Below are 26,805 nucleotides of genomic sequence, written 5' to 3' on the forward strand. Positions count from 1 at the left end.
TCTTAACGTTTATCTACTTTACGAGAAGCCCAATCTCCAATGAATTGAATAATTTGGACAATCACGATAAGAAGAATAACCGTTGTGAACAGGACTTCATTATCATAACGATAATAACCGTATCGAATAGCCAGATCTCCGATACCGCCGCCGCCGACCGTACCCGCCATCGCAGAGAAGCCAAGCAAACTGATAGCTGTTATCGTAAGACCCGAGATCATACCAGACCTTGCTTCTGGCAGCAGTACCTTGCGGATAATAAGCCAAGGCCTTGCCCCCATTGCTATAGCAGCTTCAATGATTCCTTTATTCACCTCTCTCAGCGAGTTTTCTACCAAACGCGCATAGAAAGGAATAGCTGCAACGGAGAGCGGAACAGCTGCGGCTGCTGGACCAATCGTAGTTCCAAGTAAAAATTGCGTGAATTTCAGCAGCAACACAAGCAAAATTAAGAATGGGATCGAACGTACAATATTCGAAATCACACCCAAAGTCATATTAATAGCTCGGTTCTCTGAGAATAGCCCCTTGCTGCTAATAAACAACAGCACGCCAAGCGGCAGGCCGAGAACGAAAGCAATCAACAGCGAGATACCAACCATGTAGAGCGTTTCATTAAACGCTTTTACTATATCGGGAAACATTTCCATCAAGGAGCTAAGCATGCTGAACCACCTCCACGATACAAGAACGATCATTCAAATAACGGATAGCTGAATCGACTTCCTCATTCGTTCCGGTCACTTCCATAATGAAGGTTCCGAGAGGCTTTTCACCAATATAATCGATTTTTCCGTGCAAAATATTCGCTTGAATACCGCTCTTTTTCAGCAAATCCGAAATAATCGCTTGTTCTGCCGCATCGTCACGGAACAAGACCTTTAGCACCTTACTGGATGGATTAAGCTTCTCCCATAGTTTCGTCGGCAGTTTAAATTCCAGCACACTATTAATAAATTCCTGAGTCAGAGGCTGTACTGGATTTGCGAAAACCTCATATACGCCACCAGCCTCAATCACTTTGCCATCCTGCATAATAGCAACTCGGTGGCATAGCTCCTTCACTACTTCCATCTCATGAGTGATAAGTACGATAGTAAGCCCAAGCTTACGATTTATCTCTCGAAGCAGTGACAGAATAGACTGTGTGGTCGTCGGGTCAAGCGCTGACGTGGCCTCATCACATAACAGTACTTGAGGATCATTAGCCAAAGCGCGCGCGATACCGACACGCTGTTTTTGGCCTCCGCTTAATTGAGCAGGATAACTGTCCATCTTATCCGCAAGACCAACGAGCTGAAGCAGCTCCGACACTTTGCCTTGAATAGCTGACTTTGGCGTATCCGCCGCTTCCAGTGCAAACGCAACGTTCTCGAATACAGTCTTGCTTCCTATTAAATAGAAGTGTTGAAAGATCATGCCGATCTTTTGACGAGCCACTCTCAGCTCGTTCTTACCCAAAGCAGTGAGGTCAACGCCGTTCACCAGCACTTTGCCAGAGGTTGGCTTCTCAAGCAGGTTAATGCAGCGCAGCACTGAGCTTTTGCCCGCACCGCTATAACCGACGATTCCAAATATTTCACCTTTGGCGATATGAAGATTGACATGGTCGACGCCAACGACTGTGCCTTTATTCGTTTTGTAAAGCTTGTGTAAGTCAATGAGTTTAATCAATCTAGACCCTCCTGGAGCACTAGTTGCCTAGTTCTAAATATATCTATTTATGAAATCACTTATTTCCGACGAATTCACTGTGAATTAGTATAACAAATAATTTAGGTGCATGACAATTTATATTTTCTTTTTTTCTAGTTCTTTTGAAAAAATCTAAGATTTTATTTTATTAAGTTGAATCTCAACAATTATTTAATACAATTAATACCATTTATAGATTTACTTACTCTGGAGAGCATCCGTATCTTTCTTACTATTATTGATGATTTGGTCAAACTCACTATCACTAAACGATCTCCATACTACTTACCATGCTGCCCAATCGCTCAGAGTTCACCATCGTGCTTTAATATGGCCAGAATATAATAAAGCTCACGCTATCTCAGCATGAGCTCATTCATTATCGATATGAAATAGACGATGATAAAGGGATTAGTAGTTCCCTTTATTTGCAATCACGTTATAATGACACTACACTTTCCACGTGACTTGAGTGTTGGTTACTAAACTTTTGACTTAATGAAAAGCAGTGGGAGACAAATCTATAACTGATACCAAGTATTCTTCCCATACAGATGTGAGGGGAGCCTTCAATCAGGGAGCAAAGACTTCCGGATTATCGTCTCGCCAGGCGCCTATGCAGCCAATTAAACAGGCCGTGTAGCTTCTCATCACGCTATCGATCTCGTTGTCCGCATATTCAATTGCGATATTTATGCCCAGCTTGCGCCATGCCAATATTCGACCGGAAAATCCAGGCCAATCACATTCTTCATCCAGTTCAGGTTGACCATATGCTTTTATCGACTCATCCTGTGTTGAGCTCATCGTGATTCCCTTGGGAAGGTATCCGGGAAACGGAGCTTTAATTCTGTCATCCGACCCGGGCGCAAGAAAATGTATGGCGCCAATGATCCATTCATCTTGATTTGTATATTCGAGTCCAGTTAGATCATTTATTTTTGGTGCGCGATAAATATCGATGCGTATCGATGATTTCGCAGACCAGATGATATCGTCGTTGAAATAGCTGTTCGGGGTTGGCATTCGCTTGACACCGAATGATTTTAGCAAAGCTTGAACATTCCTGGGACTGTACGGATGGCCAAGCATTTCAATGAGCTGTTCAGATGGTTCTTTCATGCTTATATCCATTCCTTTCGCTTCGCTCAAGGCACACAACGTGATGAAATCGTAGTGCGAGAGCGAACTGTTATTTCTGAAAATAACCGTCCCTCGTCTCGATGGCCGGGCAAAGCTGTTGGCTTGTGACGACCAGAAGATCATCACGATAGCATTGCGACCGTCACGTCCCGAATCAGTCGTATGGGTGAATGGGGTGGTAGATTGGGTGCGGAGAAGTACTGGAAAAATATGGATGAAGAAAACGTACCACAAGGCAAAATTTGCTCGATAGTGGAATCCGATGAGCTTCTGAATATGATGTTATTAAATAAAACAAAAGCGTTACAAGGGGCGACTTAAGCCCCCAAATAGTAATGGATTTTTTAAATTCAACATTTTAGACCCTTAGCGAGCCACGGAACCCTCTGGCCCCGTAGTAAGAATCCGCACCATTATGATATACGAAGACATTTCCGTAGCGGAAATCAGCAAATATGGCACCGCCGAGTTTTCTAATCTCAGAAGGTGTTTTCAACCAGCTTGATGTTTTCGTATCGAAATTCCCAAGTTTCTGCAGTTCCCGATATTGTTCTTCCGTTAAAAGCTCAATGCCCATGGCAGCCGCCATATCAATAGCGCTATTTTCCGGTTTATGTGCTTTCCTAGACTCCAACGCTTCACGGTCGTAACAAATACTTCTGCGGCCTTTAGGACTTTCTGCTGAGCAATCATAAAAAATGTATTCGCCCGTTATAGTATCACGACCAACAACATCCGGCTCTCCATCAGTTATTTCCATTTCATGGAGCGACCACAATTTTTCAGCATTAGCTTCCAGTTTTTCTTGTACTATATCCCATTCAAGACCTTTATGGCGGTTCATGTTTTTCTCAAAACGGGCTTTCAATGCTCTGAGTAGTTCTTCACGCTGTTCTGGTGACAACTGCTTTTTTATATTTTCCATTATGTGAAACCTCCTAATGAAGTTTTCTACCGACTTTACATGACTTGAGTGTTGGTTACAAATTTTTCTTCATCCAGTTCAGGGTGGCCCTATGCCTTTATCGAATCATCCGGTGTTGAGCTCATCATGATTCCATTGGGAAGATTAGGGAACATTTGACGGAGACGTCATTTTCGAGCTGCATGACGTCTAAACAGGGGAAATCGTCGAATCGTACTATACCTATATTGAAGACATCGCTTATAGAAGAGTGGTTAAATACAACGTCTATCTCGCTATACAAGCGGCGGGATGGGATTAGAGTCATTTAATACAAGAAGGCTGCCGATACAACGGCATCCTTTTATCGTGTTATTCATATCAATCCCCGACCTCATTCAACATCACCAAAAATCGAACATCCGCCGGAGCAAACAAATATTCCTCGAACTCCTCTTTCCTGACCCATCGATAGTCATCATGATCTACTAACACAATCTCCCCGCTTACAAACCTCGCTTTATACGCAATGAGACGAATCGTCACAGCCCCATAACTGTGCTCGTTGACACCAAAATACGCATACGGCTCGATCTGAATGCCCATTTCCTCTAGCAGTTCTCTTCGCAGGCAATCCTCCAGCGTTTCTCCCGGCTCCAGTTTCCCGCCTGGGAACTCCCACATGCCCTCCTGGGATTTACCCTTAGCCCGCCTCGCTATCAGTATTCGACCGACTTCGTCCTCAATAATGGCAGCAGCCACTTCAATCATTTCCATTCACATCCTATACAATCACTTTATTTGCCACCGGCACCAGCGCTGCAGGCATGTCCTCCTTGAGGCGCCATACGATGCTCATCGGCTTGCTTCCCTCGTGCCTGACATACTCAGCCTCACCCAGAAACACGAATGGTGCGGTGTAATTGTTCTCCTCTTTATACTCCCTCACGAACAGTGCGATCCGGTTGCTCGTTTTTTTGTGATGAATATATCGTTGAGCTGTGCTTGTTTGCTCTGATATCCGGCTCTGCGTCTGCCAATGGAAGAGGCGCTCATTCATTGCATAGTCTTCATACAGTGTCGAAGGAGAGAAGTCCTTATCCGATTTGTTCAACGTAATGAAGAATATATCCGTCTTCTTATCTTCAAAATATTTCACACCCTCGCGGAAGCTCGGCGCTTTCTCTTCATTACAGTAACCGAACGCAGCTAACACCTGGTCGGTCGAATACTTGCAGTGTAGATCCAGCGGACAAGCATAGGGCAGCTCATTTCTTTTATCCACAAAATCGATATGTGCACTGTTATACCTCATGATGTCCAATATCTCATCCTTGAAAGCCTGGCAAGCCATAATCGACCGAATGCCATCCTCAATCCCCTCGAAGCCTAGGTTCGTAGGAGCGGACCGATAAAAAGTGTAGTAGAACAGATTCAGCATCAGACGTTCTTCTTCCGTTTCCGACTGCAATTCGCCTTCCAAATAGTCGATCATAAATTTCAGCAGCCTGCGTGAATTCAGACTTAGCAAGGCTGGAATCCGTTTCGTCAGCTCGTCTTCTCGCTCGAACGCGAAGTCTTCAAGAAACCCCGCTTCCACCATTAGCCTGCGGAACGTCCGATTGCCGGTACGCCCGCCATAGAACTCGGACAAGGACATGCCATGATATTGAATAAAGTTTTCCAGTGATAGCCTCAGCCCAGTATCTTTCTCAAAATACTTCATCTTGTTTACCAATCGCTTCCGATTGGTCGTTGCCTGCTTCAGATTGCTAAGGATATATTCCTTAGACTGTTTCTCCAACTGGATGAAGCTACCACGCGGCAGGCTAGAGAAGCCATGCTCCACGTAATGCTGAACCGAATGCTTAGTTTTGCCCAGCAGGGCACGAAACTTGTCTTGAAAGTTGTAGTCCTTATGAGCTTTTCCGATAAAATCAAGGACGGTCAAGCATTCTTTCCCTTCAGCCAAGCGCAATCCCCGGCCAAGTTGCTGCAGGAATACCGTTAAGCTGTCCGTTGGACGGAGGAATAGAACTGTGTTGACCTCCGGAATATCCACGCCTTCATTGTAGAGATCAACGACAAAAATCATTTTGATCTCACCACTAACCAGCTTGCCCTTCACATGCTGACGATCATCGTCGCTTGAACCGCCATGCAAGGCTATCGCAGGTATACCCGCATCCATAAACACCTTTTCCATGTATAGTGCGTGATCAACGCTGACGCAGAAGCCGAGTCCTTTAACATCGTCCAGGTCAGTCACGTATTTCTTCAAGCTATTCATGATCTGGGTCGCCCGAATTTTATTATGCGTATACAGATTCTCAAGTTCTTGAAGATCGTAGCCTCGTCTAGACCATTTCACCTGCGACAGATCTACACTGTCCGTCACGCCAAAATATTGAAAAGGAGCAAGCAGCTTACGGTCAACGGCATCCGTCAGCCGAATTTCTGCCGCGATCGTATCATCAAAGTAACACAAAATATCTTTGCTATCCATCCGCTCCGGCGTAGCCGTCAGGCCAAGCAATATCCGGGGCTGGTAGTGGGGAAGTAGCCTCTGGTAAGAAGGTGCAGCCGCATGGTGAAACTCGTCCACGACCATATAATCATAGAAGTCCGGCGTTGTCAGCTCTGCTAGCTTAATCGAGTTAAAGCTCTGAATGCTAATGAAGAGATGATCGATAGATTCCGCTTGATATGCAGCTCACCAAAGTTCAAATCCTTCATAATATAGCGGAACGTGTACAGGCTTTGTTTCAAAATCTCTTCTCGATGCGCAACGAAGAGCAGGCGCGCTCTGGGATTGCGCTGAGCGAATTTCCTGTAGTCAAAGGCGGAAATAACCGTTTTGCCGACGCCCGTCGCCGCGACGAGTAGATTCTTCATCCTTTCGTACAATGTCCTCTGTGCTTCCAGCTTCTCGAGAATATCCTTCTGATAATCATAAGGCGTTATATTAAAATGAAACGTCAGATCGTTCCGACCTTGCTCCTTTTTCTTCCCGAGCGCTTGCTTGAGCAACTGATTATGCTCCTCGTCGGAGCGTCAAACGTTTCTAACTTTACTCTCAAAGCATTAAATGCCATCCAATTTCCAGAAGACTAATCTATCCCCCGAACGCAAGTACTCCAAGCAGCGTGCGAACTCTGAACGGTCACTTTTCTTTCCTGAGACCTTTTCCTCGAAAATACACTAACCTCCGGAAGCCTTCAAAGAATCGATTTGTAAATTCATGGTTAGATGGGAAGTCGAAACACGTGCATAGACAATTCTATGCATTTTCCATTCCCCTTTTGTCTATTAAACCTTTGATTAGCATATTTAATAGACCTTGAATATTCGACCATTTAATAGACATAAACAATGTTCAATTGGAGGTATTTTAAGCTAATGTATATAAAGACTAAATAACGATCGTTTTTTAGGCATCAGTCGGCCACTCTTATCTTCCAATACTTATCTTATGTATTGAAAAAATCCGGTACTCAAAAGAGCCCGGATAATTAGAATAAATATTTGAATTTATGGTCTCACGATCGAGTTCGACTATCAGTGAGTTATAGTCAAGATTATAATAATGCTTTAACCGAGATGGTTACAGATATAATATAATTAGATATACTATAAAAAGGTGAAACAATATTGGTAATTAAGAAGGTGAAGAATTTGTCGAATACCCCTATGAATAGACAAACAAGCAGATCTGTTCTTGGTGTCGACTCGGAAGATATATTTTCCAAATCGATAAAAGAAGATCAAAAAGTGGATCATTTTATCAAATGGATCTTAATGAATCTCGGATTACCATTATCTCCAATACTTTTAAAGCTATTTATCATCTTTGTAGGTCCAGAGAATTTAACAATAAAAATAGTAGAGATGCCTGAACTCGTTTTTTACAGCATTTGTGTCTGTGTGGTATCATTAAACATTAATCTAAGTGGTAAGAAAAAAATTTTCGAGCAAGCAATTAGATTTTTTTTAGTTATAGTCCTGATATTAGATTTTGTAGTATTAGGTATGATGTATATCCAAATTACTGGACCTAATGCATTACATTATTCTATTGCATCAGCTACAGTACCAGTTCTTATCGCTCCTATTTACAGATATATCTATTCAGATAGACGCGAAAGTTAGGTGATAATAATGACATTAGATGTTTTATCATTTTTTTCATACTTCATAATTTTTATTGGTTTGTCAATAACCCTAGTCTTATATACATACATAGTAGCAAAGAAGCGCATTGATCAAACTCAAGAGTTAATTACCAGTCACTTCTCAGTTGATTATTTTAATAACAGAGTTGAACTCAATAAGTCTATATATTATCTTGTCTGCAAGCGAATCTTCGATATTATTTTCTCTATATTAGTCATTTTTCTTATGACTCCCATATTTCTTATTTCGTCCATATTTATAAAAATAAATTTATCTGGTTCAGTCTTTATAAAGTATAAGAGAACTGGTTTAAATGGCAAACATTTTTTCGAGTACAGGTTTCGTACAAGGTCAATAGAAGGAAAACTAACTAAAGTAGGAAGGTTTTTTGAAAAAGCATCGATTGATAGTTTGCCAACTTTAATTAATATATTATTAGGTGAAATGTCAGTAGTAGGAATTAGTCGTTACAGCGATGCAGATTTTGACAGTATGAATACAACTACAAAAAACATTTTATATTCACGGAAACCTGGTATTACGCATCTCTGGGCTGTTTCCAATTACAATTCCCTTGATATGACGGAGAAAATTCGCCATGATCTTTACTACGTAGGTCGATCTTCAATAAGTTTTGACTTTTTAATCTTGGTAAAAACAACTGTCATTTTAGGCTTTAAATAGGTTGGTGCTACAAAGTCAAAAGTCAATCTGTTAACCACTATAAAGTACAAGAAAAGATATCTCACCTTTTAAAGATGAGATATCTTTTTTACCAACGAATTGGAATTTAAGGCTATGAGGCATTAATGCGCTACTTGTAAAAAGCTTCTTACGAATTCTGTTGTGGCTTCACGGTTTGTTCCCAATGGAGTTAGTAGAAACAGACACGAGGTTATATCAACCTGCAATATTCACGTAAGAAACCTGTAAGCAACTGTTTCATGCTTCTCTAACTTTGACAGACTTTACTGGACAAACTGTCTTAGCAATTGTGTTGCGTTAAAGGGAAGATTCGGCTTGAATACCCGGACTAATACAACACAATTGACCTTGTACTGCATTCTTAGCGTTCGGCAAAATGCTTATTTTACGGGCATTCCCGGCTTAACGTACGAAATCCGCGTTTTGTTGGGAACGTACGCTAACAATTGTGTTGCATTGTGATCCAGCCGGGAACGTCCTGACTCCTTTTAAAGAAATAGCATTAATTGCAAAACGATTTTATCTCAACTCATCATTCAAAGGTACAATGACTTCATCTAACGTCTTCCTCCACTGACGCTTCATTTCCGGTCCATATTTTAACGGTTTTGCATCTGGATGTACGGCTTTAAACTTATCAAATTGCTTGCTGTTAATAATTCCCCCGATATTCGGAATAGGCTCTGACCCTATTACATATTGAACAGCAGATGAATGTAGCTCTCTTTCATCCACAAACCATGTTATCGCAAATTCTTCAATCGCTTTATTATAGGATTCAGTGAAGTAGCGTCGTTTCACTACAAAAGTATCTTCCTCTGAATCTATTTCTTTGGCATCAATAGCGTTTAGAATCTGACGATAAACGTCTTTAACTATCTCTGATTTTTTCAGTTTTTGAAGTGCTTTTTCGATTTCGTTACGGATACTTTGATTATTGGCTGAGTAAGTTCCTAATAATCGGTCAATATAAGTCGAGTCTATATCATAAATTTTAATTGCATTTTCTCCATAGAATTCAATATCTGAAAAATCTGGTCTTGGTCCGTCATTACCCCCTTCAAGTGAACCCTTAACCGTGTTGTATATACCAATATAATCCTCTAAGGTCTTTACCTGTTCTTGAATTACTTTTGAAGTCTCCATATCATCATTGTAATCATCATACGTAACTAAAGATTCATATGCATTATTTAACTCTTGAAATGCTTTCACAAATTCAATTCTAGTTTCAATAGCAGAGTGTTCGTTAATGTCGGTGGGACTAGGCACCAGTGTTTTCAATGTCTTGTGAGCCTTTGTGAAGCGTTTCTTTGACTCTTCATAAGTTGGATACACAAGCTTGGATTCCTCTTGTGCATTAGAATATAACTTAGTCGCATCCTTGACATTTTGCTCCATTGTTGCAGGCTTACGGAATGTCACAATCATTCCCTTTGTCTTTCCTGGGTAAGTTCGATTGGTTCGAGAAAAGGCTTGGATCAAATTTGCATAACTTAAATTTCGATCTACAAACAATGTTTGAATCGTTGGTGCATCGAATCCGGTCAGTAACCGATCTACAACAATGACTAAATCAATTTGTTTATTAAGTTTTTTAAACTCTGCTTTTTTACGCGCTAAGCGATTGTTGATATCCCCATTATATCGATCAATATCTTCTATTGACCAAGCTGTTTGATAATAATCGTTATAATCCTTGATAATTTCCTTTATTTCATCTTGATTTTGTTTAGAATTATCTTCATTTTCCTCAATCGAATAGGTGATGGCGATCCTCGGGAAATCTGGATCTTCAATCGTACGCCCCTTTCGAATCGGATGCCCTGTGAATTCTTTTGTCAACCATTCAGGATCTTTAGTTATTTCTTTAATTGCATGATAATAGCGTTTTGCCATATCAATGGAACTTGTTGTTAAAATGGCAGACTTTTGCGGTCGTCCATTTTGAAAACTAAATTTAGTATAGGCATTATCCGGTCGAAAAATTTTATGAATGACTTTTTGAATATGCTCATCACATTCGAAAGAAGATGGTGGAAGATATGCTTCCTTATCTATTGCATTCATTTTATCGATTATATCGTTAATTTCATCATCACTACGATCAACAAATTTTTCATTTTGTCGCAGTTGATTAAATATATAATTATTTAATGATGTTGAGTTAATTGTGTCTTCGTGTTCTACTTGGAACCCTAAAACAGCTCCATCTTCTAAAGCATTTTTTATGGTATAGGTGTGCAAAACATCTCCATATTGATCACGAGTGGTGCGAGCTAATTGGCCTTTAGCTTGTTTTTTATTTTCATTAAATATCGGTCGACTTCACATCCCACACACGCAGAGGCAAAATATCACTTATCCTTAGTCCCGAATTGATCCCCATAAAAAACAAAAAATAGTCCCGGTAAGATCTATGTATGAGCAGTTCTTTTATCTGAAGGATCTTCTCCAAATCACGGATTGGTTGAACGGTATTTGCACCTTGAGATGGTCTCAGGGGTAACACTCCTCCCACTCGAAATGTTTAGCTAAATTATACAATAGATTTAAAATGTTAAGTACAAGTTTTTAATGGATCAGAAAATAAACAAAAAGTGCTTACTGGTAGCCATCTTTACGGCTACTAGTAAGCATTTATCCAAATTAACATAATGGTCATTTTGTACGACTACCGGCCATCGCGCGGTGGCGAACATCCACGCCATTTTTTAAAGGGATTCTGCGGCTATCTGCATGTGGATGGTTATCCCGGTTACCACAAGGTACAAGGCGTCAAGCTGATTGGATGCTAGACGCATATGCGACGAAGATCGATGAGGCACTAAAAGTACAGAATTAATTGGCCTCGTAACTTTTAAGAAACAACAATTTCGCTTTTTCAAATTGCTCATCGTTCATGATAGTAATCTCAAGGTCACCAGTCCCATAATGACCAATTTTTCTCACATCCCTTGTAAACCCTGGCTCAATTACGAAGGAATCAGGATTTACCTTCACGTATACAGTAATCCTTCCTTTTTGCGGATGTATTTCAACACATGCAAAATTCTTTATTCTTCGAAACGCGATATAATTCTTTAATGTATTCTCCTGCACGTCATCTCCTAGAGCCATTAGAAAGGCTCGTAACACCTCATAGCGATCCTTGAGTGTAGTATCCGATTGGTTGAGGTATTCCGTGACAGTTTTATCTGGAGACTTATTAGAGGCTGCTGCTTGCCTGACAGGCTCTGTCTCAATATTATGAGCAGATGTCGCATTCACCAGATCTAATAAAAGCAATTCATGTCCAAACTGTTTGTAGCTGTATAACTCAATGTTTCGATTAATTTGTTGTACGGCATGTCCATCATACTTGGTGAAACCTCCAGCAATACAAAGTAGACGCGGAGTTGACCAATCGATAAGCTCTGCTACATCGCTCCCGTATTTCTTCATAACAAGGAGTGTAAACTCCGCTTTATGGTCGAGCAACCAATCTAGATAATATAACCCTTGGTTGATGACATTTTCGTTAATTGACCTTTTGTATTCGATGATTACAGGGGCATTATTTTCATCTAAGCCCAGGGTATCGATTCGCCCACCATGCGTTTTACCAGTCGAATATTCAGTAGCCAGAAACCGAATTCCCAGTATTACTTCAAGATGTTTCTCAATAATCGTTTGAAGAGACTTTTCAACCGCTACCGATTTTCCCTCTAGTTCTGTAACACTTCCTTCATACAGCTTAAAGAGCTTAATATCTCCCAAAAAATCCACCTCTATTAAAGCTATTGTCTTATTAGTTTCAACTATCTGCTCCACGCTCGAAGATCAGAGTTGGAGTTCGATTGGATGGCGATCATTCTTAGTCAGTCTCCTACGATGTTGTTCGATCATTATTCGCGTTTCGCTCAGCACTAGACTGTTCTTCTCCCTTCGACCAGCGGAAAATGCTGCTTCACCTCAACGGTCGGAAAGAACAAGAAGATCGACAAGATTTTTGATTTTCGGCGAAATGACAAAACACCATTTTTTAAGAGCAGCCCCTTATACTGCGACATCTGTTGAAGGGGCCTTTCCTTTGTCAGGGGAAGCTCCAAAGCTCAAGAATATGCTATTAGTAGTCATATTAGGCATTAATAGTTAGTCAATAAAACCCTTGCTTTTGACTTAACCTCTTTACTTACACTAGCATGATTGGATTCAATGGCCGCTTTAAGCATGTCTTTCTCCCACTTATTCGAGAATATTGCTACAGTGTAATTAATTCTTGTGTACTGACCAGTAATTGACGTCGCTTTTAGATTCGTTTCAAGCAACTTCTGCGCAAGCCTCTTCTTATCCCCCTTAAGTCCCGAAGATTGCTGTTCATAGTATTGTCGATAGTCCTCGTAATACTCCACAAAATTTGATAGTCCCACAGATGCCTTCGCACGATCAAAAGTAATCAGAATCAATCATCCTCTCGTCTCATTTGCAATATCAGTACCATAAAAAAGCGTAGATGGATTAAACATTACATCTATACATGATGTTAACCGCGGTCACTACTAGAAGTATTTTGTGGTATAATTATACACACAAAATCATGAAGTGAAGTTAAAAATGACAAATAAAAATCGAGTTATCTCTGTATTATCGAACGCAGAGCTGTGTGACGATTGCTTATCAGTTTCCTCAGGCGTAGTGTCGAGACAAGCGGTTAATATCATTTGTCGTGCATTCTCAGAAGATTCTATGATAAACAGACATCATGGTGTATGTGAACATTGCCATAAGATAAAAATAACCAATCAAACGCTCGAAAGGAATTCAGTAAAAGTTGAATCATCTGTTGAAACCCTTTCTTCCGAGGCATTAATTAGACCATGGTATTGGGAAGGCAATGTGCAGAGCCATGTTGTAAAGTATCTTGCTCTCAACAATTACACGATTCGTAGTGTCGCGGATACGGCTTCTCGCACCTCCGGAAAAGACATAATCGCTATAAATCCAGAAGACAATGAGTTATGGATTAGCGTGAAGGGTTACCCTGATAAGAGTTCTAACACTCAAGCTCGTCACTGGTTTTCTGGAGCGATTTTTGATCTCGTTCTGTACCATGGTGAAAACCCTAACGCCAAGCTTGGCATAGCTCTACCCGATGGCTTCATCACGTATACCAATTTGTTTCCTCGTATAACACGGCTTAAAGAGTCCATGCCTTTTCAAATCTATTGGGTTAGCGAAACAGGATCTGTCCGAGTGGAGTAACGCTGTTTTTTGAACTATCGTCTTCCGTTAATTGAACTGGCTTCTGTTATCGTTCTTCGTTCTGCTTTCGTTACCGTTTAACTTAGTGGTAGCGTATATTTTTAACATTAATACCCTTTATCTTCTACCACGTAACTGTACATCGGTCCGACTAGCTCTCAAATGCCCCTTTCTCTATCTACATTTCCGGCACCCTCTCCCCTTCCTCGCAGGAACATCAACTCTATTGAAAAGATAATCCTCCCATTCGTTTCCGCATTTCACACATTTCCACCAGATTTTCTTTCTCATGCCTGGTGTAACGTCATGTGGCGTCAACGGTTTGTTTTTATAGGGGTGCCACTCCAACGCAATATAAGGCAATTTAACTGCCAGACTTTTCTCAGGGGTTACGTTTCTAAAATTACATTGTGGACACTTCTTGCCGTAATGTCGAGCATTTATCTGTTCTTCCCATTCATGACCGCATTTTCCTAACCACCAAACTTCTTCCGTAGACCCGACGTTAAAGTCCTCCGGGGACAAATCTCCATTTTTTGTTGGGTGCCATTCGGTAGCGAGCTCCGGGTTGCGTTGTAAGAGCGATACAAGTTGGGATCTGGAAGTTTCCTTATTGCAATCCGGACACCACCTACCGCTTTGAATATTTGTAGGTGAGTATTGAAATTTATGGCCATACACACACTCCCATTCAAGAGGAGTGTGCGCATCTTCAAAAATAGTTGATAGACATCGGCCATCCTTTGATTCTGCGATTTTTGCATAACGCTCTAACATATGATCGTTAAACCTGAAGTCATCCATGGTGACGGTGCTCGTTATTAGTTCGATACCGATTCTTATTAAATCGCTCTGGATTAATGCTATTTTTTTCTGGTCGGAATCTATAAAATAAGGAATGATGATTAATCGAATACCATTCTCCGAACAAAATGTTTCTTTGATCTTATCATTTTCTTTTCTAAGCTCTAGGTCAGTTTTATTAAAGTGCCATCCTTCAATGTACTCATAATGTTGTTTGCCATGATATTCAAAGCCAACCTTTAGTTCATCGTTATATCCATCCATCTCATAGAGCCTATTAAAAATAACCCTATCCTTGGGAAAGCTTTTTCCTGTAAATTGCTGCATTATGTATCGGCATTTTTCCTCATTAATGTTGATCCGGCAATGTGGACACCAGCTTTCATGATTTTTAACACTATCCGGTATCGCTGACCATATATGTCCTTTTGCACATTGCCAGTTTAATTTTGTTCTTGCATTTATATAATTTTCGGATAGACACTTGCCTCCGCGTTTCTCAGCTAACGCTTGCATTTCCGAAAGAGATCCTTTTAATTTCTTGCCGATTTCCTTAAACCAACATTTTCTACACCAAGTTTTTTCAGTTCGAATTTTATTTGCATTAAGCGAAAAGGAGTGGCCAAAGCTACAAACGAAATCAAGCGGTTCATGAGCATTAAAATATGATTCTGATAAACATTTACCACCCTTGGACTCAGCATATGCTTTCATTTCAAGCAATGAGTCTTCCACGTACTTTTGTGCTTGGTCATCTCGACATTTTGGACAAGAAGTAACCCGTCCTTTTCGATATCTCTCAAAAGGGCTTTGATCCCATTCATGTGAACAGACATGGCAGAGCCACCAAACACGGCGAGTCGATCCATATGTGATATCATGTGGGGTTAACTCATCGTTTTGAATTGGATGCCAATCTCGACAGAGTATTGGACAAATAATAGCAATCATATTTTCTGGTTTTATTTTTGCACCTTTACTGATACGTTCCCCCCCCAACTTAACATATGGTGCCTCAGAGCCCATCCGTTACTCTGACTCCAACGACCACGGTGCATCACGATTGTCGCTCCCTTTTAGGAAGCACTCATGGGAGATTAATCCCACTCTGGTTATTGCACCAGCCTCATTTTTATGTTCAGCCTTGAAAGGTCTTTGGCACTTTAATTTCATAACTCTTCTCAGGCATAGCCTTTTTTTATAAACTCATTCGGCTAGGTCTAACATTAAACGAAACCCGGAGGAAATACCTTGTAAAAGTTTAGTTCAGTTATAAAACCAATGCTGGTCCTGCTAAATTTGCAAGAGCAGCCGATTTAACCCGTAATTTTATCGAGGGTGCCACACGAACAAGCAACCGCTGAATATTGCACTGCTGATGGAATATTTAATCATTCAGTGCAGGCCCTCACGCTCAAATATATCGGGATTTCGCAGGATGAGAAAAACGAAGTTTTTCAAAACGTGAATATGTAAGTGAGATTGCGACATGGAAGTAGCGTATATTTTTCTAATGTTGGCTTAGACCCCAACGTCAGAAACAAATAACTCATTTAATGAAGGATACTTCATATTGTTTAATGCCCATTCAAGCCATGAAGGTTCTTCCTTATACCAAGTAGCAATTTCATTTAGTTGATCCGTTTTAGAAGTGTTTCGACCAATAATTAGCGTTTCACGCATTCGCCCATCTCTGAAATACCGTTTGATCGCAATGTCTTCATTTATAATATAAGTTTTGTCTTCACTTTCATTGTTTACATCCCATCCCCAGGAATTTGAGATAATCATTCCATTAATATGTTCATATTCTTGCAATGCTTCTTTAATAAGTGTTGCAATATTGATCAGCCTTTCTTCCAAAGGTTTCTGGGCCCACTCAGTAAAATACCAAAGCCCGCTGTGTGAGTCGAGGCGTATCCATACTGAAGATGCGCCTTTAGTTTGGTTGGCCTTTTCCTTAATACGTGCTTCTAATCTCCCCCATTCATCTCCATATGTAGGCGGGCCTTGTATTAGTGCCGGTACAAATTCCTGACTTTCCGAAATTATCATATAGCCAATAATTGAGCGTACAGTGACTTCTTTCCCAGATGTCAAAACTTCATTTGCAGCGTTTGAGATTTGTTGTAGAAAACCATGCATTACCTCAGATAGCTCAGGAATTTCTTTTATGCTTCCCTCAATTCTAAGGTTATGCTGTAAGCTTATGTTAGTAACGAGATCATTAATGGCATTAAAAACATCAGATGATTTTCGGGAATTATGGTCAGTCCCCATTGATACGGTTTCAAAAACCATCTCTCCGTTTCTACCCTGCACTCGAAGGTCTGCCTTCTTACAAGAAGGCAAAAAAGGTTCTAATTCACATATTTGCCCTCCTCGAAAAGCTAGCCCTGCTAGTTCTAGTTGCATTTGCGCATGATGCCATGCTGATGCTCTCGTATTGCTCCTAACATCTTTACGTACTTGTCTTATTCCTTTAAATGACTTAGCCAGAGCCATTTGAATCCTAGAAGAAATTAGAATTAAGTGGTAATAAACTGACTGAACATCATTTGCTGGGGAGTAATGCAGCGAAAGAAGTGGGTGATCAGTACCTACGCATTTATTCAGAAAATCCTTTCCAAGAAAGTCTGATAGAATCTTAACCATTTCAAGAATAAAATTACGCCCTACAGGAGTTAAACACCTTGACCTTTTTATCGGTGAAGCCCATAGTTCCCATGTTAGAGGCTCTTCTTTTGTAATTACCTTTTCCCAAGCATAGAATTCTTCTGTTTCCATTGAATTACCCCTTTCTAATATATATCTTCCGGTAAATCACTTCGGGCGGACCATGGGGTCGCCCTGCAGTGTGAATACGGTGAATATGATGGAATGCCTCTAAGAACTAGCTGAAGTGGTCTATTAAACAAGCACTTACAACGTCTCTCAGTGCTTTATATACTTTAGAAGTGTTTTGTGCAGTTTCAACATTGTCCATTTGTATTTTTAATAATGTATTTGCAATAATATGAGCTGCTAACGGTGAATGACCTACGTTGTTATCTACCTCTATTTCCCAGACATTAATTTCCTTATCATTATCTAATGTTTCAATAAATTGCTTTACTGGTTCTGGATCAATGTGAAAAGCAGATTTATCTCTTATATACTTTAAGTTTGACTTCTTCAGTTTAGCTACTTCACTAGATCTTAAATATTCCCATGATTCTTTAACTACATCATCCCAAGCAGGCGAAAATTGAATTATGTTTTTGTCTACATAGTTATCAAACTTATGCAATGTTTCACCTATACTTGCAATATTAATAGCAAGTGCCAGTACATGTTCATGAGGGGGTAACTCATATCTATTTGCATGCTCACCCACATACCATTTTGCTGAAGCTACAGCAAACTCAAGACTACATAATAATTGTAGTAACGACACTAGTAAGGAATCATTCGGATTTAATTTTTCAGTTTTTATTGTCCACTTCATTGAAGATACCTCCGAATAATATTGTTGTTTCTCTTTCATATATCGTCTTATTTGTAAATTCCACTTAAAATACTGGATTCCGCACTTTGGTAAAAAGCACTTAATTCATCTATTCCTTCGGCTGCTTCTGATAATCCTCTTGTGTTTCAATCAGCTACCGTTGCATTTCCTCTACCGTCTGATGCAATTCAGCCACCTCTGAATCCGTTTCCGTCATCCGGCTATCCAATCCGTCCAAGCTTCCAAACCGACTACTAAGTAGGTCTACAATTTTGACATTTTTCAGTTTTTAATATTTCCCTTGATTCAATTAGAATGTCTGTAACATAATACTTTCCGTTCTTATTGGAATTCATTAATACCTTTTCCCGAAAAGCTTGGATGTTAACGTCGTCACATCGAGCATTATGAATTGTATTTCTAGTCGTATCAGTAATAACGAAGTAGCACTCACGTATTGACTTAAAATGTTTAAACTCTTCTTCTGTTCTTATTTCGAAGATCATCTGCCGTATTCTCTCCTTCTTTATGATCACTCAAATGAATAGAAAATCCTTTAGATGGTATTGCAACGCCGCGACGTTGATATTACGAATATTCAAAAAAACCTCTAACTCTATTCATTACATTTAAGAGCCTCTTTTCTTCTTCTTCAAAATCATCATCGCTAGATTCCAGGCCCAAGCTCCACTGACATACTGAAAATCCCGCGTTCTTGATCCGGTCTTCTCGCTCAGGACCGGAAGCATATAAGAGAACAGCCGTATTCGACTTCCGAGCGGTCAAGTAAGCAAGCATTTGGAAGACGTCCGCATTAATCGAAGCGTCGTCCTTCTTCTGCTTATATTTTGTATCTACAATGATTTCTCGGCCTGACGAATCGCGCAGGATAAGGTCCGGTACGATCTTGATCCGGCCTTCTTCTGCCAGCCAATCGTGCTGTTGAGCGATAACCCAAATGCCTTGCGGCTCAAGCGTAGCCCGAAATCGCGCCGTAACATACGTTTCATACAACTCGTTCATATCCAGCAAGAAGCTTTCGGCTTTCACGACGCCTTCTGTATCTATAATTGTCTTACTGTTCCAGTAAAGACGAAGCCACCGGAAAGCTTCACAATATTGCTGATTCAAACGATTGGCAGGCATTCGGCTTAATAGCTTTTTTCCAATCGCATCGGATAGCGTTACCGGCGGAAATAGGCTTCGTTCCTGACCGAAAACATCCATTAAAGCCTCTAGCTTTACATATAAGCGTTCATCCTTCAGCTGCCACTTTCGCATGCTCTGCAATCCCGCGAAAATACAACGATTCTCATTCACCCAACTCGTAAACTCGTCAAACCGGCAGTCGAAACGATAATCATGCTTCATCCACCTTCCAACTGTTAGCGATGATTGTAGAGTGCCTTTTACGGACGGGATCGCGTCTTCTATAGACACATAGTTCTTTCGAAGACCTATCGCCGCGATCCGTTCACATGCCTTCACATAAAAACGGATGAGCCAATCCATATCTTCAAAGTTCGAATCAAACCCAGAGCTGCCGGTCCATCTCAAGCTTTTGAGATCGTACGCCCACGAAAGCCAGTTCCATATCCGAGTTAACGGAAGCTTGGGGCGAATGCGAATCTCCACTTCTGGGAGACTTATGCGCCCGATCCACGACGTAGCCGTTAAGCTAACGATACCATTGGAACTGACCTTGAGTTCAAGTGCTTTAGAACATCGATGTTTTAACCAATCCACTTCGGAATCGGTCAGTTGAATGCCATCGATAGACTGGTATTCCTTTAGTTCGATAACTAGACGAACCGTCATGCGAAATACTCGCGTTTCTCGAGAAGACGTTCCAGTAAAAAATCACCCACACGCTCTGGCTCCATGACGAACAATTCCTCCAAGTAAGGGATAATCTGATACTTCCAAATCTTCTCCAGCGAAGCAAATTTCAGGTCAGGCTTCATAAAGTAACTATGACCAATAGCCAAATCCGAAGATCCTATCGAAGCGTTCACTTCTTTTAGCAATTGAGCAACGTCCTGCATTTCTGGCGCATGCTGAGCAAGAAATCTTGAAAGCACCTGTTCTGTTTCCTTTGCCGAGAAAGGTATGAATTGGAACCTTCTCCTCAGTGCAAGGTCGATTTGAGCGAGCGATCGGTCAGTCGTATTCATCGTTCCGATGACGTATACGTTCTCCGGAATTGAAAATCTTTTGCGGGAGTATGGCAGTTCGATGGATGAGCCGCGATACTCAAGCGCATACAACAGTTCACCGAATACCTTCGCAGTATTGGCACGATTGATTTCGTCAATGATTAAAATGTAAGGTCGATCACGATTTTCAGGCTTGGCAGCTTCATGGCACAATTCGACGAAGATGCCGGATTTCACGGTCACATTCAGCTGCGACGGTCCCCCCGATTGAGAAATCACTTCTGGTCTAAGCCCTTCAATAAACTCCTCGTAAGTATAGGATGGATGAAATTGGACGAGACGGATGCGCTGCTCTTGTTGAGCTAATACTTTCGCAAGCCTTTGTGCAACGAATGTTTTCCCTGTGCCTGGTGGCCCGTAGAAAATGATTTGTCTACGTTCGGTCAGCAGATCCAGCCACTCCTGCAGCAGTTCTTGATTCAAATAAGTCTCTTTGTGTGCATCGTCCAACGTATAATATACGGCTGATTCCGCCGATGCGAGATATTGTTCGAATCTGTTCAAGAAGTCTGCCGATTGCGACTCCTTGATCTCTAATAGAATCCGGGTTTGCCCCTCTTCATTCTCATCGTGAATCTGGGCATGGAATAAATCAGACTCCGTCCCCCACAGAAATACGAACGAATTCATGACCTGACGACGTATGCAATCGTACTTCCAAATGATAACGTCTTTTATAGACTTCCCGACCGTTGGTTCCCATTCGGTCAAGGACGATACTTGAGAGATAGAATAGCCGAATCGCTTCAGCAGGTCGGTTATCTCATCTGAAAGCTGTGGCGGAACGATTGGAGAGTTTGACATCTCTTGTACTTCTTCATTTTCTGTCCACTGCTCCTGAATGTAGTACAAGAAATGCTCCAGTTGTTGCATATCCCAGCGCTCAGCCGTTATCTCTTCTATATCTTGGACAAGAGACTGGGTTTGATGAAGGAAGCGACCGTATTGCTCCACACTGGATAACTGATCGTCAGGTTGTGACCAGTATCCCAGAATCTCTAAACCATTACGGCTCGCTTTGTAGAAGATCGGATTTTCTTGAAGGTTTTGCAGTCCCCAGAAAAAACTGAGAAAAAATCGCGCAAAATTCGTGTTCGCACACTTTTGCGGGGAGTATCCTTTTGCCGTTGCCTTGTTCTTAATGTTGTTCATTTGTTGGATAAATGTTGTGAGCTGATCTTTCGACCAATCTTCAAAGCTTTCGTTAGATTGTTCCGTTAACGTAACAGCGTTCAGGAAAGCTGCCGTCATTTCATCGATTGCACCTACATGCTCGGCCTGATTGAATAACTGATTGAAAAACATTTGACCGGAAAAACCGCTAAATCCCCAGATGTTAATTCCGTCTGTTTTCTGCTTCGCTTTGATATCTAACTGTTTTTTGAATTCACCTAAAACAAGCTCACCGCTTTGTAACTGTTCCAGTTCTGTGAAATTTTCAATGAAATCATTTCTCGCGTTATCAAGGATATTATTCCATTTTTGTCGCTTGGAGTCGGATAGATATTTATCTAGCCATACTTCGAGAGCAATGGTATCCAAGGATGTTGCTGAGTCGCTGACCGTTCCATTCAATGTTTTCTGAATAAGAGAAATTAATATATCAATTTCCTTATTAGAATACAGCTTTACATCCTGCCCTTTCCCACTGCCATTCCCTACCTGAAGCTTTCGATCAGAGAGCTGAGTAGCAGAAATTTTGCCGAATTTTAGTTCGACATGGATATAGTTATCACTTTTGCGCGGAGCCGAAGTGAGCAGTTTACGTGTATCCCTCTTATAAACCATACATCCTTGACTTTTTTTCGGAAATACCTGTTCATCAGCTTCAGTCACTAATCCTTCGATAACTAATCTTCGTTCCAAATATTCCATGAGCGCTTCCGACCCAGGTAGCGCATGAAAAATCTTTTTTGTTTGGGACTCGTTCCAAGAAGTACCTTGCATGAAATAGATTCCTCCGTATTTTAGAATGTTCATGTTGTTCCGTAAATTCATTCGTATGGATTTGATCTGAGCGAATCCTGAATTGATAAGAGACAGCATATATTGATGCTCTTCAAACGAGTCCGATAATCTGGAAAGTAATTCGTCATCTAATTCAATCGGAAAAGCTTGACCAACTTCGAATATACAAGCTGGAATAGCCCCATCTAATATTGGCATTGCAGACTCCATTCGAATATACCCTCGATGCTGCCACATCGTTTCTACTATAGGATCGACTGTTTATTGCATACTAAAAGTGCCGAATATTGCAGCATAAAAATGCTCAAGTAACAGCAAAGAAAAAGAGACACTTGCCAGCACCCTATTATCCTCCTATCGTTAGGTTTGCAAGAACTTTACGAAGGAGACTGAAAGGAATGCTGAAAATGCCTCAACAGCAGTATATCAAATTTCCACGAGAATCAGAAGGACTTTTAGTGAGCGACATCACTAGGCAGGTGGGCGTTCACTGGCGAACAGCCAAGCGATACGCGGATCAAAGCAATTGGAATGAGCCCCTTGGCAAGCCCGTTTCTCCTTTGAGGTAAGTACAAGTTTTTATTGGATTCGAACATAAATATAAAAGCTTACTGGAAGCCATATTTGCGGCTACTCGTACGCATTTCTCCAATTTAACACTTTGTTATTTTTTTTAATTAAATTTTAGGAATATAGGGGATCTCCAATGACGGGCCCCTATCAATGGGCAGTTCCAGCGTCAGAATGAACTTTCTCTATTTCCTCTGTTCGTGGAATCCTGAAAGCAGAATCATCATTGATCTGTGAAGAAATAATGCACCTTGTTGTACCATTATGGGTAACCAGCGAAAAACTCAATTTGGATCTAATCGACTGAAATCGCATGAATTGAACTCCCCATTCCTACGACTCCTTATCCGTTAACGAATTGGCTCAATTTCCTCCAGACAATCGAGACCGAAGTACGAACTCCAAATCGCTCGGAACGAAAGTAAGACCGCATCCGCCGGATCTGTCAGGCAATGTTCCAAATATTCCTCCTTGTTAAGCCCTTCTATCCTTTTTACTCGCTCATAGAATTCCTTCTGGAACTCCACTATAGGCCACTTTTTGCACCATACCGGGATACCGTTTTCGGTTAGTGTCATCACATCTTTTGCAGCATCCAGTTTATCAGTCGGACTCATAATACTCCCCTCTGTGGGATCTTCAATATAGTCCCATGGCTCTGGCAGAGCTGTCCAATCATACAGTACTAATGTATCTGGTATGAATTGCTCTAAGATAATGTTCTCCCAGTGCTTCTCGACGAACTTCTGGAGTTTCACCATCAACATCGTCTCCCAGATCACGTCTTCACTGACTGGTGTTTCATGCCACTTATAACTCGGTTCCATGTCGGTTAGTGGTTGTTTCGGCTTAAAGCGATTGACAGGGTATATCTGAAGCAACATGTCACGCAATTGGATCGCCTCGTCCTTAAACAGGGACAACGTATATTGCGATTCATCGGCTTCAGCCTGTTCGATGCTTTCGTATGTTGAGATTTGAATTGCGTTATCTGTCAGAAATCTATGCCCTCGCAAGGCTGCATACACTTTCTGATGGTAATCTAGCGGATATGGTTGTCTGTTATCCCATACCAAGCAACTCACGGAGGGAAGTACACTGCTAGTCCTTTTCCTTTTCGAACTCCCGGTTATCTGTCCATCGGATAATATTGCAAATATATAGGACGAGGCGATAAGGTCATTAAGCTCCCCCGGCCCGGTGACTGGCATCCGTTCCCACGCCTTCTCGAAATATCTTTTCGCAATGCGAATCCTTGTCGTACTCGGGATGACATATTCCCCGGATACTTCATAAGTGAACGCCTGCCCTCGTACCTGTCGAAACTCGCTTCCTGCAAGCACCTCGATGCTAAACCAGACCTCATCAAACGATACCATATTTCGCCTCCTCCATAACATCCCTCAATAAATTTGAAAGGCCCGTTGAAGTACGCCTTGAGCGTATCCAGCCGTCTTACAGCGCATGTAGTCTAGTACCTTGTTACGGTCCGACGAATCTTTAACGTCGTCCTGAAGCCAGCGGTAATGGTCTTCCCACGTTAATCTCCTAAAACGTCTTTGCTCACTTGTGCGAATTAATGCCCCAAACCTCGACTCGACACCGGGGTCAATCCGCTGTGGCGTTACATTGAGCAAAAGGAAGTCCTTCTTCATTTCGGCCGCCATCCACGTTCCGAGCAGCCAGAAGCGCATCAGTTCATAACACTCATGTTTATACGCAACTTCATAACTGCCTTTCGCAAATACCTCGCTATACCACTCGCTCTCCTCATACTTTACGAGTTTCTCTTTACGATCCACTGCCTTGAAATTGGACGAAGTGAACTTGACCTCGATAAAGATGAGCGTATGTTCAGTGTCAAGAATGAGATCCGGCTCCGAACCCTTATTGGGATGTTCGCCAAATTCAGTCCGCGCACTTATGAGCGGCTGCCAAGCAGAGTGCACAGCATCCAAGTAAGACCAGTAGATCAAATCCGCGCTCTTTGTGGGTTTACCTGCTACGAATTGTGAAAAATGTGAAAGTTGTGCTGCGCGTTCTATGTATCGAAACACATTCCACGTCAACGCATCTTCGCTCCGTTCGCGAGTCATGCGGGATTCACGCTTTTCTTTCTTTATCCGACAAAGATAGGATAAATCCTCATCCTGCTGCCATAATAAATTATCCTTGTCATTTTCGTATTCAAAGGTTGAAGGTGAAATGTAGATACGGTGCTCGGCACATCGGAAAACGTCTTCCTTTGAAAGATGACTGGTACGTTGACGCTCGACCAACTGCGTACAGCCTAAAACAGGGCACTCCACCTTTAGGCTCGTGAGGATTTCACGTTTTAAATCGCCTATCTGATACATGGCGGTTCACTCCTTGACTACTTTAGTTCATACCCATTTCAATTCTTAGACCTGGGCAGCAGGATCAACTTCAAGTTTTCGTGTGTTCCAATCCTGCGAACTTTACTCCGAAATCATGTAATGCTGCTCTATACAGGAAAGAGGAACAAGGATTATCTTGATGGCTTCGTTTTAGCACCCAAAATGTTGGCACGTCTCTCTGACATGTCCCACATGCTTTTTCGGGTTACCGATTGAAATGCCTGAATCCACCATTCCCGGTTTCCGGCTGCGGGCTTTTACCGAAATACCAAGCCGTTTCCCGTCCTTCGCGGCAATGACATCGATACCAACATGCTGCACTTGCGACATTCAAAGCCTTGCTTAGACAGGTAGTACATAGTACCCTCCCTATTTCAGTTTATTCTAACCTCGAACTCCGGATGTGCAGGAGAAAGCGACTCGTCTTTTACTCAAAATAACGGCAAAAGGATTCCTTTTCGTATTTTTTTCAACTACTTGCGTGCGTTTATACCAACTTAACAATTTGTGTATTTTATTAATTTCATTCTTCAATCGGTATTTTCGATCTGCATACATTTTCTATAGACCTCAACTGCTGCTCGGGATGATAGGGTTTAGGCATCGATTTTACTTGTTAAATTCCATTTCAAATAGCGAATTTCGGTTAAGATCATCGTCTGCGACGTAAATGCAGCACTGCGGTTCCTCGTCGATCGGATAATACTTATCGTCGTCACATTTCATGCAAACCAATGCTTCCTCAAAACCATTTTCGCCTTGCGCTGAGAGGTTCTGTATGCTCCCATGCGACTAGATGGCTACGGTGGAAATGTGGTCTTTAGAAAGCGGAATATGGTATGGCTGACACGAGAAAACGTCTGCGAAACTGGCATTTTCTTCTACGAACTGTTTACAAAGGTTTTACTTCTCGATCTACCCTCGAATTCTTTTAGAAACGATGAATGAATGGAGCGATAACGGAGTGGAATCATGGTTCCAGTATTCATCGTTAAACATGATGGTTTGCGTAGACGGAGCGCTCGCCAGCGGAAGCGGATTAAACCATGATGTTCGAGTATTCCCCCAGAGGTTTTAAGTTTCCTTGCGAGTATCGTTAAGAATCGAAATGGAACCCGGGATGCATTGACCGGGGTCGCTTGGGACTTAGTGATGGTGAACTATGGGGATTAAAACACCTGTTTTTGTATAAAGGTTTTCGCCCTGGTATCCAGCTGCAGCGAGAAATTCGTATAGGGGTAGTCAACATTTTGACGAAAATATACGCTAAGGACGTTTAGACGTCTCTACTCGTAGCCCAATGTCCATAAATTAAGATTAGCGATCATCAGGCAGTCGAAAAAAGGCTTATTACGGCGATATTGTCTCCGGTAATACTAAGCGTATAAATCCGTCAAAATGTTGGCGCTACCTCTTTCACTAAAGATGGCAAACTGTGGTCCCTGAAATTCGAGGAATTCTGTGCACCTATCTCTGTAAAAGCCGAGGTATTCTAAAAAGTGAAGTATTAATGACATC

At 41.5% G+C, this 26,805-nt stretch carries 21 protein-coding genes and 3 pseudogenes; 5 read left to right on the forward strand and 19 right to left on the reverse strand.

Translation table 11 applies throughout. The annotated features are described in order from the left end of the window. Nucleotides 1–2: 2 nt before the first annotated feature. From AC0YN7_RS22805 to AC0YN7_RS22835, 7 genes and pseudogenes are all read right to left on the reverse strand, one after another. Nucleotides 3–665, reverse strand: coding sequence for a methionine ABC transporter permease (locus AC0YN7_RS22805; protein WP_475812333.1), 663 nt, complete (start codon nucleotides 663–665; stop codon nucleotides 3–5). Continuing rightward, complete coding sequence (locus tag AC0YN7_RS22810; RefSeq protein WP_475812334.1) at nucleotides 658–1,674, reverse strand: methionine ABC transporter ATP-binding protein; 1,017 nt, start codon at nucleotides 1,672–1,674, stop codon at nucleotides 658–660. Before AC0YN7_RS22810 ends, AC0YN7_RS22805 begins: the two co-directional genes overlap by 8 nt. A 594-nt stretch (nucleotides 1,675–2,268) precedes the next feature. After that, a complete protein-coding gene (locus tag AC0YN7_RS22815) occupies nucleotides 2,269–2,817 on the reverse strand; it encodes a hypothetical protein (protein WP_475812335.1) in 549 nt (182 codons plus the stop codon). Nucleotides 2,818–3,196: 379 nt separating this feature from the next. After that, entirely contained in the window at nucleotides 3,197–3,766 is a 570-nt protein-coding gene (locus tag AC0YN7_RS22820) for a DUF4256 domain-containing protein (RefSeq protein ID WP_475812434.1), read from the reverse strand. Nucleotides 3,767–4,123: 357 nt separating this feature from the next. Continuing rightward, nucleotides 4,124–4,513, reverse strand: coding sequence for a (deoxy)nucleoside triphosphate pyrophosphohydrolase (locus tag AC0YN7_RS22825; protein ID WP_475812336.1), 390 nt, complete (start codon nucleotides 4,511–4,513; stop codon nucleotides 4,124–4,126). Nucleotides 4,514–4,526: 13 nt separating this feature from the next. Continuing rightward, nucleotides 4,527–6,784: pseudogene (locus tag AC0YN7_RS22830) on the reverse strand (DUF3427 domain-containing protein); the annotation flags it as partial. A 42-nt stretch (nucleotides 6,785–6,826) separates the two neighbouring features. Then, entirely contained in the window at nucleotides 6,827–6,940 is a 114-nt protein-coding gene (locus AC0YN7_RS22835; protein WP_475812435.1) for a recombinase family protein, read from the reverse strand. A 453-nt stretch (nucleotides 6,941–7,393) separates the two neighbouring features. Here AC0YN7_RS22835 and AC0YN7_RS22840 point away from each other — a divergent pair, with 453 nt between their 5' ends. Next, the gene (locus tag AC0YN7_RS22840) at nucleotides 7,394–7,891 is read left to right on the forward strand and encodes a hypothetical protein (protein ID WP_475812337.1); all 498 of its coding nucleotides are present in this window, start codon (nucleotides 7,394–7,396) and stop codon (nucleotides 7,889–7,891) included. A 9-nt stretch (nucleotides 7,892–7,900) separates the two neighbouring features. Next, nucleotides 7,901–8,599, forward strand: coding sequence for a sugar transferase (locus AC0YN7_RS22845; protein WP_475812338.1), 699 nt, complete (start codon nucleotides 7,901–7,903; stop codon nucleotides 8,597–8,599). Between the two features lie 540 nt (nucleotides 8,600–9,139). Here AC0YN7_RS22845 and AC0YN7_RS22850 read toward each other — a convergent pair. Together AC0YN7_RS22850 and AC0YN7_RS22855 are read right to left on the reverse strand one after the other, a co-directional pair. Beyond that, on the reverse strand, nucleotides 9,140–10,867 hold the full coding sequence (locus AC0YN7_RS22850; protein WP_475812339.1) for a type I restriction endonuclease subunit R, EcoR124 family: 1,728 nt from the start codon (nucleotides 10,865–10,867) through the stop codon (nucleotides 9,140–9,142). 67 nt (nucleotides 10,868–10,934) lie between these two features. Next, nucleotides 10,935–11,123: pseudogene (locus tag AC0YN7_RS22855) on the reverse strand (site-specific integrase); the annotation flags it as partial. Nucleotides 11,124–11,280: 157 nt separating this feature from the next. On the opposite strand from AC0YN7_RS22855, the pseudogene AC0YN7_RS22860 reads away from it, so the two are divergent. After that, nucleotides 11,281–11,415, forward strand: a pseudogene (locus AC0YN7_RS22860) (IS66 family transposase); the annotation flags it as partial. Between the two features lie 46 nt (nucleotides 11,416–11,461). Here the strand turns inward: AC0YN7_RS22860 and AC0YN7_RS22865 are convergent. Continuing rightward, complete coding sequence (locus tag AC0YN7_RS22865) at nucleotides 11,462–12,379, reverse strand: DUF5655 domain-containing protein (RefSeq protein ID WP_475812436.1); 918 nt, start codon at nucleotides 12,377–12,379, stop codon at nucleotides 11,462–11,464. 368 nt (nucleotides 12,380–12,747) lie between these two features. Continuing rightward, on the reverse strand, nucleotides 12,748–13,068 hold the full coding sequence (locus tag AC0YN7_RS22870) for a hypothetical protein (protein ID WP_475812340.1): 321 nt from the start codon (nucleotides 13,066–13,068) through the stop codon (nucleotides 12,748–12,750). Between the two features lie 148 nt (nucleotides 13,069–13,216). On the opposite strand from AC0YN7_RS22870, the gene AC0YN7_RS22875 reads away from it, so the two are divergent. Next, nucleotides 13,217–13,864, forward strand: a complete 648-nt coding sequence (locus tag AC0YN7_RS22875) for a hypothetical protein (RefSeq protein WP_475812341.1) — start codon at nucleotides 13,217–13,219, stop codon at nucleotides 13,862–13,864. A 174-nt stretch (nucleotides 13,865–14,038) separates the two neighbouring features. On the opposite strand, the gene AC0YN7_RS22880 is transcribed toward AC0YN7_RS22875, so the two are convergent. From AC0YN7_RS22880 to AC0YN7_RS22900, 5 genes are all read right to left on the reverse strand, one after another. Further along, complete coding sequence (locus AC0YN7_RS22880) at nucleotides 14,039–15,694, reverse strand: zinc-ribbon domain-containing protein (protein WP_475812342.1); 1,656 nt, start codon at nucleotides 15,692–15,694, stop codon at nucleotides 14,039–14,041. 495 nt (nucleotides 15,695–16,189) lie between these two features. Beyond that, nucleotides 16,190–17,455 carry a hypothetical protein gene (locus AC0YN7_RS22885; protein WP_475812343.1) on the reverse strand — a complete coding sequence of 422 codons (1,266 nt, stop codon included), beginning with the start codon at nucleotides 17,453–17,455 and terminating at the stop codon, nucleotides 16,190–16,192. Between the two features lie 106 nt (nucleotides 17,456–17,561). Further along, nucleotides 17,562–18,155 carry a hypothetical protein gene (locus AC0YN7_RS22890; protein WP_475812344.1) on the reverse strand — a complete coding sequence of 198 codons (594 nt, stop codon included), beginning with the start codon at nucleotides 18,153–18,155 and terminating at the stop codon, nucleotides 17,562–17,564. Between the two features lie 588 nt (nucleotides 18,156–18,743). Beyond that, a complete protein-coding gene (locus AC0YN7_RS22895) occupies nucleotides 18,744–19,973 on the reverse strand; it encodes an McrC family protein (protein ID WP_475812345.1) in 1,230 nt (409 codons plus the stop codon). After that, nucleotides 19,970–22,537 carry an McrB family protein gene (locus AC0YN7_RS22900; protein WP_475812346.1) on the reverse strand — a complete coding sequence of 856 codons (2,568 nt, stop codon included), beginning with the start codon at nucleotides 22,535–22,537 and terminating at the stop codon, nucleotides 19,970–19,972. Before AC0YN7_RS22900 ends, AC0YN7_RS22895 begins: the two co-directional genes overlap by 4 nt. Before the next feature lie 200 nt (nucleotides 22,538–22,737). Here AC0YN7_RS22900 and AC0YN7_RS22905 point away from each other — a divergent pair, with 200 nt between their 5' ends. Further along, entirely contained in the window at nucleotides 22,738–22,908 is a 171-nt protein-coding gene (locus AC0YN7_RS22905; RefSeq protein WP_475812347.1) for a hypothetical protein, read from the forward strand. A 351-nt stretch (nucleotides 22,909–23,259) separates the two neighbouring features. Here AC0YN7_RS22905 and AC0YN7_RS22910 read toward each other — a convergent pair whose 3' ends face one another. From AC0YN7_RS22910 to AC0YN7_RS22920, 3 genes are all read right to left on the reverse strand, one after another. After that, on the reverse strand, nucleotides 23,260–24,288 hold the full coding sequence (locus AC0YN7_RS22910; protein ID WP_475812348.1) for a hypothetical protein: 1,029 nt from the start codon (nucleotides 24,286–24,288) through the stop codon (nucleotides 23,260–23,262). Nucleotides 24,289–24,312: 24 nt separating this feature from the next. Beyond that, nucleotides 24,313–25,266, reverse strand: coding sequence for a PGN_0703 family putative restriction endonuclease (locus AC0YN7_RS22915; RefSeq protein ID WP_475812349.1), 954 nt, complete (start codon nucleotides 25,264–25,266; stop codon nucleotides 24,313–24,315). Nucleotides 25,267–25,437: 171 nt separating this feature from the next. Then, entirely contained in the window at nucleotides 25,438–25,617 is a 180-nt protein-coding gene (locus AC0YN7_RS22920; RefSeq protein ID WP_475812350.1) for a hypothetical protein, read from the reverse strand. Between the last annotated feature and the right edge of the window lie 1,188 nt (nucleotides 25,618–26,805).

The sequence above is a fragment of the Paenibacillus sp. J31R122 genome, from assembly GCF_056269185.1.